The following is an 11,891-nucleotide window of genomic DNA, read 5'->3' on the forward strand; positions in this document are numbered from 1 at the left end:
GCCTTCTATGACGGACCGGGAGTGTACGCGAGGCCTGCGCCAGCCTTCAGATCTCGATGAGGTCGCCGCGATGCAGATGGTGATAGTCCCAGCCGGCCAGCGCGCGCACGCACTGGCTCTCGATCAGCGCCTCGCTGCCGGGCTTGTGATGGGTCAGCAGCAGCAGCGGGCGGTGCTGCAGTTTCTGCAGCTGCTCGCCCAGCGAGGACGGCGTGAAATGCTTCGATGCCGCGCCCAGCTCGGCCTGCTCGTCGGGAAAGGCGATTTCGATCATCAGCTTGTCCAGCCGCGGCAGCGCGTTCAGATGCGTCCACAGCGTGTCGCTGGCCGCGGTGTCGCCGCTGAAGGCGAACACGCCGCTGTCGCCGAGCACGCTGTAGCCGACCGCGGGCACCGTGTGATGCACCGGGAACGGCGTCACCTGCAGCGAGCCCGGCGCGGTCTCCGCAACCAGCGGCTCGACCGGCTTGAAGCTCATGATCGGATTCTGCTTGTCCGGCAGCTCGGTGAAATCCGGCCAGATCACCCAGTTGAAGATGTGCGCCCGCAGCGCTGCGATGGTCGCCGGCAAGGCGTGGACGACGATCGGGTCTTCGACCAGGTCGAACAGGTTGTCGGCCATGAAGGCCAGGCCGCAGATGTGGTCGAGATGCGAATGCGTCAGATAGATCTGCTTGATCGCGCTCATCTCGGCCAGCGACAGGTCACCGACGCCGGAGCCGGCATCGATCAGGATGCGATCGTCGATCAGCAGGCTGGTGGTCCGCAGATCGGGCCCCACGCCACCGCTGCACCCCAAGACTCTGATCCGCATGCTGGTCGCGCCCGGCCTGGCCCGCTACTGGATAACCCGGAATGCTATCAGCCCTTCCATGCGCCGTGCAGATGCAAATCAAAACTTAATATGCGGTGAAAAACGGTATTCTCGCGGAATGTCATCCCAGATCACCCTGACGCTGACGGCCGTGGCCGTCAGCCTGTACGCCGGCGCCGGTTACCTGGCCTGGCGCGACAGCCGCTCGCTGCCGTGGACCGTGGCGATCGCGCTGATCGCCCACGCCGGCGCGTTGTCCGGCCAGCTGCTGCACGGCACCGGCCTGCATATCGGCGTCACCGAGGCGCTGTCGCTGTTCGCCTGGCAGTCGGCGATGCTGCTGTGGGCCTTCAGCTGGCGCGAGCCGGTGGCGGTCAACGGCATCGCGGTCTATCCACTGGCCGCGCTGTCCGCCGCCTGCGTCGCGGCCTGGCCGTCGCCGGTCAACGACGTCGACATGCTCAGCTGGAAGATCAGCCTGCATATCCTGATTTCACTGCTCGCCGCCGGCGTGCTGACCCTGGCCGCGGTGCAGGCGGTAGCGCTGGCGATACAGGAGCGGCTGCTGCGCAATCATGCGATCGCCTCGCGCAGCGGCCACCTGCCGCCGCTGCAGATGATGGAGCGGCTGCTGTTCCAGATGGTCGCGGTCGGCTTCGGCCTGCTGTCGCTGACCCTGCTGACCGGGCTGTGGTTCATCGACGACTGGATGGCCCAGCATCTGGCGCACAAGACCATCCTGTCGATCATCGCCTGGCTGGTGTTCGGCGTGCTGCTGTGGGGCCGCTGGCGCTATGGCTGGCGCGGCCGGATCGCGATCCGCTGGGCGCTCTCGGGCTATGGATTACTGACGCTGGCCTACTTCGGCACCAAGATTATTCTGGAACAAGTGCTTCAGAAACATTGGCTTTGGAACGCAAGTTAAAGCATGCGCGGTTGACAGCTTCAGGCCGGATTCAGTAACAAGGCAAGGCCTTCACGGACGATCGCCTGGCGCTTGAACGATATCCCCCTCGCTGTTTTGGTGGCCGTGCTCATCGCGTGCCTGCTGTTGTCGGGGTTTTTCTCCGGCTCCGAGACCGGCTTGATGACGCTGAACCGCTATCGCCTGCGCCATCGCGCGCAGCAGGGCGAGCGCGGCGCCAGGATGGCCCAGGACCTGCTGCGCCGCCCCGATCGCCTGATCGGCCTGATCCTGCTGCTGAACAATATCGCCCAGGCATTGATCCCGATGCTGCTGGTGGCGATCGCGCTGCGCCTGACCGGCGATCCCGAGACCGCGGTGGTCATCGCCACCGTCGCCACCGCGCTGCTGATCTTCATTTTCTCCGAGTCGATGCCCAAAACGCTGGGCGCGATCCACCCCGAGCGCATCGCGCTGCCGGCCGCCTATGTCTACTGGCCGCTGCTGCGTGCGATGGGCTGGCTGATCGACCTGGTCAACATCATCGGCAACCGCATCCTGCGGCTGTTCGGCGTCTCGTCCGAGGACGCGGCCCAGCACTCGCTGTCGGCCGAGGAGCTGCGCACCGTCGTCGCCGAGGCCGGCGCGATGATCCCGCAGCGGCACCAGAAGATGCTGCTGTCGATCCTCGACCTGGAGCACAGCACGGTCGAGGACATCATGGTGCCGCGCAACGAGATCGTCGGCGTCGACGTCTCCGAACCCTGGGACGAGGTGCGTCACCAGATCATCGAAAGCCAGCACACCCGGCTACCGGTGTATCGCGGCTCGATCGACCAGCTGCTCGGCGTGGTGCACCTGCGCCGGCTGATGCGCCTGGCGGCCGAGAACCGGCTGGATCTGGACGGGCTGATGGAATACGTGCGCGAGCCCTACTTCATCCCCGAAGGCACGCCGCTGAACCAGCAGCTGCTCAACTTCCAGAACCAGCGGCGGCGCATGGGCTTCGTCGTCGACGAGTACGGCGACATCCGCGGCCTGGTCACGCTCGACGACATCCTCGAAGAAGTGGTCGGCGAATTCACCACCGACCCCAGCCTGCGCGTGAAGAGCTTCTTCCCCGAGGCCGACGGCAGCTACCGCGTCGCCGGCTCGGTGACCCTGCGCAGCCTCAATCGCAGCCTCGGCTGGAAGCTGCCGCTGGACGGGCCCAAGACCGTCAACGGCCTGGTCATGGAACGTCTCGAGCAGATCCCGCAACCGGGCCGACAGGTCGAGATCGACGGCTACCTGTTCGAGATCACCGAAACCCAGGCCAATGCGGTCAAGGATGCGCGGATCACGCCGGGGCGCCGCGGCCGCGCGATCGCGGCCTAGCGCCAATCCAGCCAAAAAGCGCGTTGGCGCGCGCTTTTCTGCTCCCCGCGGATGATGTCGGCACGGTGATTGAATTATCATGGCGAGCTACGGTAGCGAGGCCAGCCAGGCTCGTGCCGGCGCCCAGGGTCCCTACCACACCGGATCGGACCGCTGCTGCGGCGCCATCGTTCAACGTTCTTCCCAAACCGGACCCACCATCGCCATGCTGCAAGCCTATCGCCAACACGCTGCCGAACGCTCCGCCCTCGGTATCCCGCCGCTGCCGCTGTCTGCCCAGCAGACCGCCGAGCTGATCGAGCTGATCAAAAACCCGCCGGCCGGCGAAGAAGCGTTTCTGGTGGATCTGCTGACGCACCGCGTGCCGCCGGGCGTGGACGACGCCGCCAAGGTCAAGGCCTCGTTCCTGACCGTGGTCGCCGACGGCGAGCTGCCCTGCAAGCTGATCTCCCGCGCCAAGGCCACCGAGCTGCTGGGCACGATGGTCGGCGGCTACAACGTCAAGCCGCTGATCGACCTGCTCGGCGATGCCGAAGTCGGCACGGTCGCCGCCGAAGCGCTGAAGAAGACGCTGCTGATGTTCGACTTCTTCCACGACGTCGCCGAGCTGGCCAAGGCCGGCAATGCCAACGCCAAGAACGTGATCCAGTCCTGGGCCGACGCCGAGTGGTTCACCAGCCGCCCGGAAGTCGCCAAAAAGATCACCGTCACCGTGTTCAAGGTTCCCGGCGAAACCAATACCGACGACCTGTCGCCGGCACCGGACGCCTGGAGCCGCCCGGATATCCCCTTGCACTATCTCGCGATGCTGAAGATGACGCGCTCGGACGCGGCCTTCAAGCCGGAAGAAGACGGCAAGCGCGGCCCGATGCAGTTCATTGATGACCTGAAGAAGAAGGGCCATCTTGTTGCCTACGTTGGCGATGTGGTCGGCACCGGCTCCTCGCGCAAGTCCGCGACCAATAGCGTGATCTGGGCCACCGGCGAAGACATTCCGTTCGTGCCGAACAAGCGTTTCGGCGGCGTCACCCTCGGCGGCAAGATCGCGCCGATCTTCTTCAACACCCAGGAAGACTCCGGCTCGCTGCCGATCGAAGTCGACGTCAGCAAGTTCGAGATGGGCGACGTCATCGATATTCTTCCGTATGAAGGCAGGATCGAGAAGGACGGCAAGCTGGCCGTCGAGTTCGAGCTCAAGAGCCAGGTGCTGTTCGACGAAGTGCGCGCCGGCGGCCGCATCAACCTGATCATCGGCCGTTCGCTGACCGGCAAGGCTCGCGAATTCCTCGGCCTGCCCGCTTCCACCTTGTTCCGTCTGCCGGCGCTGCCGGCCGAAACCAAGGCCGGCTTCACGCTGGCGCAGAAGATGGTCGGCCGCGCGGTCGGCCTGCCGGAAGGCCAGGGCGTGCGCCCGGGCACCTACTGCGAGCCGAAGATGACCACGGTCGGCAGCCAGGACACCACCGGCCCGATGACCCGCGACGAGCTCAAGGATCTCGCCTGCCTCGGCTTCTCCGCCGATCTGGTGATGCAGTCGTTCTGCCACACCGCCGCGTATCCGAAACCGGTCGACGTCAAGACCCATCGCGACCTGCCCGACTTCATCAGCAACCGCGGCGGCGTCGCGCTGCGCCCGGGCGACGGCGTGATCCACTCCTGGCTCAACCGCCTGCTGCTGCCCGACACGGTCGGCACCGGCGGCGACTCGCACACGCGCTTCCCGATCGGTATTTCCTTCCCGGCCGGCTCCGGCCTGGTCGCCTTCGGCGCCGCCACCGGTGTGATGCCGCTGGACATGCCGGAATCGGTGCTGGTGCGCTTCAAGGGCGAGATGCAGCCCGGCGTCACGCTGCGCGATCTGGTCCACGCGATCCCGCTGTACGCGATCAAGGCCGGTCTGCTGACCGTCGCCAAAGCGGGCAAGAAGAACGTGTTCTCGGGCCGCGTGCTGGAGATCGAAGGTCTGCCCAACCTCAAGGTCGAGCAGGCGTTCGAGCTGTCCGACGCTTCGGCCGAACGCTCCGCCGCCGGCTGCACGATCAAGCTCAACAAGGAGCCGGTGATCGAGTACATGAAGTCCAACGTGGTGCTCATGCAGAACATGATCGCCAACGGCTACAAGGACGCGCGCACCTTGGAACGCCGCATCAAGAAGATGCAGGACTGGCTGGCCGCGCCGACGCTGCTGGAAGCCGACAAGGACGCCGAGTACGCCGCCGTGATCGAGATCGACCTGGCCGACATCAAGGAGCCGATCGTCTGCTGCCCGAACGATCCGGACGACGCCAAGTTCCTGTCCGAAGTCGCCGGCACCAAGATCGACGAAGTCTTCATCGGCTCGTGCATGACCAACATCGGCCACTTCCGCGCCGCCGGCAAACTGCTGGAAGGCAAGAAGGACATCCCGACGCGCCTGTGGGTCGCGCCGCCGACCAAGATGGACGCCGCCAAGCTGACCCAGGAGGGCGTCTACAACACCTTCGGCACGGCCGGTGCGCGCACCGAAATGCCGGGCTGCTCGCTGTGCATGGGCAACCAGGCGCAGATGCGCGAAGGCGCCACCGCGATCTCGACCTCGACCCGCAACTTCCCGAACCGCCTGGGCAAGAACACCAACGTGTTCCTGGGCTCGGCGGAACTGGCGGCGATCGCGTCGAAGATGGGCAAGCTGCCGACCGTGGCGGAGTACCTGGCCGAAATGGGCATCGTCACCAAGGCTTCGGATCAGATCTACCAGTATCTGAACTTCAACCAGATCGACGAATACGTCGAGACCGCGAAGTCGGTGGCCACGGCCTGAAGCGAGCAAACGGCATGAGCCCCGATATCGCCCTTAAGGCCGTGTCGGGGAACCGCCGGTGACACTACGGACCCGCAGACTGATGTCTGCGGGTCTTTTTTTATGGCCGCAGCCTTGTCTGGGTGATACTGGCTACAAAACTGAACCTGCCAGGCTGCGCTGCCTCTAAACCCCACGGCCACCACCCATCAGCCTCACCGGCAACGGCCGTACTACGGAGAAAAGAATCATGACGGACAGCTTTCAATCCAAGGCCAGCCTCAAGGTCGGCGCCAAGAGCTATCAGTACTTCAACCTGAAAGCGCTGGAGCCGAAATACAAGCTGTCGCGTCTGCCCTATTCGTACAAGGTGCTGCTGGAAAACCTGCTGCGCTTCGAGGACGGCGCCAACGTCACCCGCGAGCACATCGAGGCGCTGGCCGGCGCGGACTTCAAGAACCTGCCGGCGAAGGACATCGACTTCACGCCGGCGCGCGTGGTGCTGCAGGACTTCACCGGCGTGCCCTGCGTGGTCGACCTGGCGGCGATGCGCGACGCCATGAAGAGCCTCGGCGGCGACATGGGCAAGGTCAATCCGCTGTGTCCGGTCGAGCTGGTCATCGACCACTCGGTGATGATCGATCACTACGGCACCAAGGAAGCACTCGACCTCAACGCCAAGGTCGAATTCCAGCGCAACGAGGAACGCTACACCTTCCTGCGCTGGGGCCAGGAGGCGCTGAAGAACTTCAAGGCGGTGCCGCCCGATACCGGCATCGTCCACCAGGTCAACATCGAGTATCTGGCGCGCGTGGTGTTCGAGAACGACGCCGGCGTGCTGTATCCGGACAGCTGCTTCGGCACCGACAGCCATACGACGATGGTCAACGGCATCGGCGTGCTCGGCTGGGGCGTCGGCGGCATCGAGGCCGAGGCCGCGATGCTCGGCCAGCCCTCGTCGATGCTGATGCCTGAAGTGATCGGCGTACGCGTCACCGGCAGGCTCGCCGAGGGCGCGACCGCCACCGACCTGGTGCTGACCGTGACCGAGACGCTGCGCAAGCGCGGCGTGGTCGAGAAGTTCGTCGAGTTTTTTGGCCCGGGCCTGGCGAACCTGTCGGCTTCGGATCGCAACACCATCGGCAACATGGCGCCGGAATACGGCGCCACCTGCGGCATCTTCCCGATCGACGAAGAGACACTGAACTACCTGCGCCTGACCGGCCGCAGCGATGAGCATGTCGCCGTCGTCAAGGCCTACGCGCAGGCCCAGGGCATGTGGTGGACGCCGGACGCGCCGGAGGCCGAATACACCGACGTGCTGCACCTGGACTTAGGCACGATCCAGCCGTCGATGGCCGGCCCCAAGCGCCCTCAGGACCGCGTGCTGCTGACCGACGTCAAAGCCAACTTCCGCAAGGCCTTCGAGGGCGAGCAGAAAGCGCGCCCGTCCAAGGGCCCGGCCACAGTCTCGCACAAGGGCCAGACTTTCGAGCTGAAAGATGGTGCCGTCGTCATCGCCGCGATCACCTCCTGCACCAACACCTCCAACCCGAACGTGCTGATCGGTGCCGGCCTGCTCGCCAAGAAGGCGCGCGCGCTCGGCCTGAAGACCCAGCCCTGGGTCAAGACCTCGCTGGCGCCGGGCTCCAAGGCGGTCACCGAATACCTGAAGAAAGCCGGCCTGATCGAAGACCTGGAGTATCTCGGCTTCAACATCGTCGCCTACGGCTGCACCACCTGCATCGGCAACTCCGGCCCGCTCGACGAGCCCATCGGCAAGGGCATTCAGGACAACACGCTGAGCGTGTCGGCGGTGCTGTCCGGCAATCGCAACTTCGAAGGCCGCGTCCATCAGGACGTGCGCATGAACTACCTCGCCTCGCCGCCGCTGGTGGTGGCCTATGCGATCGCCGGCAGCACCGACCTGGATCTGTCGTCCGAGCCGCTGGGCAAGAGCAAGGATGGCAAGGACGTGTTCCTGAAAGACATCTGGCCGAGCAACAAGGAGATCTCCGACCTGGTCGCCAAGGCCGTGACTTCCGACCTGTTCAAGGCCAGCTACGGCGACGTGCTCAAGGGCGACGCGCGCTGGCAGGGCATCAAGGTGGCCAAGTCCGAGACGTATCCCTGGGACAGCAAGAGCACCTACATCGCCAACCCGCCGTACTTCGAGGGCATGACGATGACGCCGCCGGGCATCAAGCCGATCGGCGGCGCGCGCGTGCTCGCGGTGCTCGGCGACTCGATCACCACCGACCACATCAGCCCGGCGGGCGATATCAAGAAGGACGGCCCGGCCGGCAAGTTCCTGGAAGAGCACGGCGTCGCCAAGGCCGATTTCAACAGCTTCGGCTCACGCCGCGGCAACCACGAAATCATGATGCGCGGCACGTTTGCCAACACCCGCATCAAGAACGCGATGACGCCGGGCGTCGAGGGCGGCGTGTCCAAGCATTACAACGGCGCCGCCGGCCCGGTCGAGTCGATCTACGACGTGGCGATGAAGTACAAGGCCGAGAACGTGCCGCTGGTGGTGCTGGCCGGCAAGGAATACGGCACCGGCAGCTCGCGCGACTGGGCCGCCAAGGGCACGATCCTGCTCGGCGTCAAGGCGGTGATCTCCGAGAGCTTCGAGCGCATTCACCGCTCGAACCTGGTCGGCATGGGCGTGCTGCCGCTGAACTTCGTCGACGGCCAGTCCGCCGCGAGCCTGGGCCTGGACGGCACCGAAGTGTTCGACTTCGCCGGCCTCAAAGCCGGCGCGACGACGCTGGACGTGACCGCGAAGAAGACCGACGGCAAAACCGTCAGCTTCAAGGCCAAGGTGCGCATCAATACGCCGAAGGAATGGGAGTACTACGCCCACGGCGGCGTGCTGCAGTACATGCTGCGGCAGATGGCTGCAGCCTAAGCAAAAGAGGGCGGCGCAAGCCGCCCTCTTTTCGTAGGGCGCACGGCCTGCCCGAGTTGTCGCATGGCAGGAACAATGGTAAAGATCCTGCCATGAATACCACCATCTCCATGGACGCCAGCGGCCGTCTGGTGTTGCCGAAGGCGATTCGCCAGCGGCTCAACCTCAGCGGTGGCGCACGATTGCAGGCCGCTGTCGTCGCCGGCCGCCTCGAACTGATCCCGGTGTCCGACGAAGAGCAACCGGCAACGGTGCGCAAGGCCGGCCTGATGGTGCTGGCCGCCACCGGCAAGGCAGTGGACGCCGCGGCCGCGGTCGCCGCCGAACGCAGTGAACAGGAAGCACGGGGCACGCGCCGGTGAGCGCTGGCGGCAGTGTCGTGCTGCTGGATTCATCGGTACTGGTCGCGGCGCTGGTCGAAGACGAGGCCCATCACGAAGCCAGCCTGCGCCTGCTCGCCCGCAAGAGCGCCTGCATCTGGAGTCATGCGCTGGCCGAGACCTTCGCGACCCTGACCGGCGGCAAGCTCGGCCTGCGTGTGCCACCCGCCCTGGCCGCCGAGCTGATCCAGCAGTCGCTGGCGCCGCGGCTCAAGCCGATCGATCTGAGTACACGCGAGCTGTTGAGCGCCCTCGGCAAGACGGCGACCGCCGGCGTCCGCGGCGGTGCGCTGTACGATTTCCTGCATCTGGCGGCGGCGCAGAAAGCCAAGGCCGGCGTGCTGTATACACTGAACGTGCGCCACTTCACCGCGCTGTCGCGGCCCGGCGCACTGAGCATCGAACTGCCGCCCTGAGAATGGCGTTGAGGAAGATTGAGTGAACTATCGGATCATCGCGCTGAGCAGCATGCTCGCGCTCGCGGCGCTCGGCGCCTGCACTTCTTCCGGACCGCACAAGGCGGTCCCGCCACCGCAGCTGAGCATGGACAAGATCGCCGAAGGCTACGTGCGCCAGGTGCTCGCAATGGGCGAGCATGACCCGAATTACGTCGACGCCTATTACGGCCCCAAGGCCTGGCAGGACGACGAGAAGAAGCAGAAGCGCTCGCTGCTGGCGATCCTGAACTTCAATGCGCGCCTACAGAAGGACATCGAAACCGCGCCGGCCGATCCGAACGTACCGCCGGAGCTGTGGGCGCTGCGCAAGCGCTTCCTGCGCAATCAGCTCGGCGCGCTCGAGGCCAAGGCGCGCATGCTCGACAACTGGAAGCCGAGCTTCGACGACGAGTCGCTGGCGCTGTACGACGTCTCCGCGCCGTTCTACGGCCGCGAGGATTTCTCGCCGATGCTGGCAGCGCTGGACAAGCTACTGCCGCCGGGCGAAGGCACGGTGTCGCAGCGCTACAACCGCTACCTCGAGCGCTACGCGATCCCCGCCGACAAGGTCGAGGCGGTGATGACGTTCGCGATCAACGCCGCCCGCGCCCGCACGCTGAAGTACTTCCGCCTGCCCGAAGGCGAGCGCTTCGAGCTGTCATTGGTGAACGGCAAACCCTGGAGCGCCTACAACTGGTACCAGGGCAATTACCTGAGCAAGATCGAGGTCAACGTCGATCAGCCGATCTCGGTCTCGCGCGCCATCGGCCTGGCCTCGCACGAAGGCTATCCCGGCCATCACGTCTACAACGTGCTGCTCGAAGACCAGCTGGTGAAAGGCCGCGGCTGGAAGGAATTCACGGTTTATCCGCTGTATTCGCCGCAATCCTTCATCGCCGAAGGCACCGCCGATTTTGGCGTGACGATGGCCTTCCCGCCGGCCGAACGGCTGGCACTGGAGCGCCAGCTGTTCGAACTCGCCGGCTTCGATCCGGCCGAGGTCGAGACTTACGACGCGATCAACGAGGCCGCAAAACCCAGCGGCAACGCGGTACTGGAAGCCGCGCGGCGTTATCGCGACGGCTCGTCCAGCCTGGAAGAAACCGTCGACTGGCTGCAGACCTACGGCCTGACCACGCCGGAGCGCGCGCAGCAGCGCCTGAAGTTCTTCGACACCTACGGCGCCTACATCATCAATTACTCGTACGGCGAAAAAGTGATTCACGACTACATGCAGCGCACCGCCGGCGCGGACGAGCCGACCTGGGCGCAGTGGCGCGCGTTCTTCGACCTGCTGTCGACGCCGCGTACGCCGAGTCCGTTGCTGCCGGATTGACCCGGGCTGCTTCAAAGCTGCGCATCAATCCGCGCAAAGCCCGGATCGTTGTGCCGATATTCCGCATGCGGTCCGAAGTGCTCTTCCAGAACCTCAAGCTCGCCGACCCGCCCTAGGCTGAACGTCTTCCAGCCGCTGCTCTGCCCTGTGCGGCTGCCGCCGCGAACCTGATAGCCGCAGACCATCAGCAAACCGCTGGCATCAACGCCCAGCGTATGCGGCTCGAACACGCGCGATGAGGCGTCGTAGTCGAGCTGCAGCCGGCACTTCCGCTCGATCGCGGCGGCGATGACAGCGGCTTTGTCGGCGTCCTTCATCGATAACTGACTCCTTGGCCTTGTTATGACCGGCGTCGAGGGTCTAAAATTCAATCCGGACCAATTTAGTCCTGTATGAATCAACAGCCGGATTTCCCATGCTCAAGCTCGCCAAACTGACGGACTACGCGACGGTCGTGATGACCGCGATCGCGGCCGACCCGGCGCGGCTGCATAGCGCACAGGATCTGGCAGAACGCTCGCATCTGCCGGCGGCAACCGTCTCCAAGCTGCTGAAGCAGTTGAGCAAGGCCGGGCTGATCGACGCCACGCGCGGCGCCCAGGGCGGCTACCGGCTGACGCGCAGTGCCGAGCAGATCACCGTCGCCGACGTTGTCGATGCGGTCGAGGGGCCAATCGCGGTCACCCAATGTTCGATCCATAGCGGCAGCTGCAATATCGAAACCAGCTGCGGCACGCGCGCCAACTGGCGGCTGATCAACACCGCGATCCGCCAGGCGCTGGAAGCGGTGAGCCTGGCGCAGATAGCGGCGCCGCTGCGTCGCAGCGGCGGCAATGAAAATCCGCTGACCTTCCACCCTCGTGCGAAGCCCGCCAGTGGTAGCAAATCCATCTCGCTCGGGCCGACGCCCGAGTGATCGCCGCAACCTCCAAGACAAACCAACGGCAACC

Annotated in this window: 10 protein-coding genes; 8 read left to right on the plus strand and 2 right to left on the minus strand. The window is 65.2% G+C overall.

Annotated elements, in window-relative coordinates; translation table 11 throughout:
- Positions 1–46: 46 nt before the first annotated feature.
- Positions 47–781 carry a 3',5'-cyclic-nucleotide phosphodiesterase gene (locus tag ACQZF9_RS11575; RefSeq protein WP_428309128.1) on the minus strand — a complete coding sequence of 245 codons (735 nt, stop codon included), beginning with the start codon at positions 779–781 and terminating at the stop codon, positions 47–49.
- Between the two features lie 151 nt (positions 782–932).
- Between ACQZF9_RS11575 and ACQZF9_RS11580 the strand changes: the two genes are divergently transcribed.
- From ACQZF9_RS11580 to ACQZF9_RS11610, 7 genes are all read left to right on the plus strand, one after another.
- Positions 933–1,739 (plus strand): cytochrome C assembly family protein, encoded by an 807-nt coding sequence (locus ACQZF9_RS11580; RefSeq protein WP_428309129.1) that lies wholly within the window; start codon positions 933–935, stop codon positions 1,737–1,739.
- Between the two features lie 72 nt (positions 1,740–1,811).
- Positions 1,812–3,095: an HlyC/CorC family transporter gene (locus ACQZF9_RS11585; protein ID WP_428309130.1), complete on the plus strand. Its 1,284-nt coding sequence runs from the start codon at positions 1,812–1,814 to the stop codon at positions 3,093–3,095.
- A 205-nt stretch (positions 3,096–3,300) separates the two neighbouring features.
- Complete coding sequence (gene acnB / locus ACQZF9_RS11590; protein WP_428309131.1) at positions 3,301–5,895, plus strand: bifunctional aconitate hydratase 2/2-methylisocitrate dehydratase; 2,595 nt, start codon at positions 3,301–3,303, stop codon at positions 5,893–5,895.
- 229 nt (positions 5,896–6,124) lie between these two features.
- Positions 6,125–8,788, plus strand: a complete 2,664-nt coding sequence (acnA, locus tag ACQZF9_RS11595; RefSeq protein WP_428309132.1) for an aconitate hydratase AcnA — start codon at positions 6,125–6,127, stop codon at positions 8,786–8,788.
- Between the two features lie 92 nt (positions 8,789–8,880).
- On the plus strand, positions 8,881–9,150 hold the full coding sequence (locus ACQZF9_RS11600) for an AbrB/MazE/SpoVT family DNA-binding domain-containing protein (protein WP_428309133.1): 270 nt from the start codon (positions 8,881–8,883) through the stop codon (positions 9,148–9,150).
- Positions 9,147–9,584, plus strand: a complete 438-nt coding sequence (locus ACQZF9_RS11605; RefSeq protein WP_428309134.1) for a PIN domain-containing protein — start codon at positions 9,147–9,149, stop codon at positions 9,582–9,584. Before ACQZF9_RS11600 ends, ACQZF9_RS11605 begins: the two co-directional genes overlap by 4 nt.
- A gap of 22 nt (positions 9,585–9,606) precedes the next feature.
- Positions 9,607–10,941 carry a hypothetical protein gene (locus ACQZF9_RS11610; RefSeq protein WP_428309135.1) on the plus strand — a complete coding sequence of 445 codons (1,335 nt, stop codon included), beginning with the start codon at positions 9,607–9,609 and terminating at the stop codon, positions 10,939–10,941.
- Positions 10,942–10,952: 11 nt separating this feature from the next.
- Here the strand turns inward: ACQZF9_RS11610 and ACQZF9_RS11615 are convergent, their stop codons facing one another.
- Complete coding sequence (locus ACQZF9_RS11615) at positions 10,953–11,258, minus strand: WYL domain-containing protein (RefSeq protein WP_428309136.1); 306 nt, start codon at positions 11,256–11,258, stop codon at positions 10,953–10,955.
- A 98-nt stretch (positions 11,259–11,356) separates the two neighbouring features.
- Between ACQZF9_RS11615 and ACQZF9_RS11620 the strand changes: the two genes are divergently transcribed.
- Positions 11,357–11,857 (plus strand): SUF system Fe-S cluster assembly regulator, encoded by a 501-nt coding sequence (locus tag ACQZF9_RS11620; RefSeq protein ID WP_428309137.1) that lies wholly within the window; start codon positions 11,357–11,359, stop codon positions 11,855–11,857.
- Positions 11,858–11,891 lie beyond the last annotated feature (34 nt).

This window comes from Hydrocarboniphaga sp. (assembly GCF_965279055.1).
Classification (GTDB): Bacteria; Pseudomonadota; Gammaproteobacteria; order Nevskiales; family Nevskiaceae; genus Hydrocarboniphaga.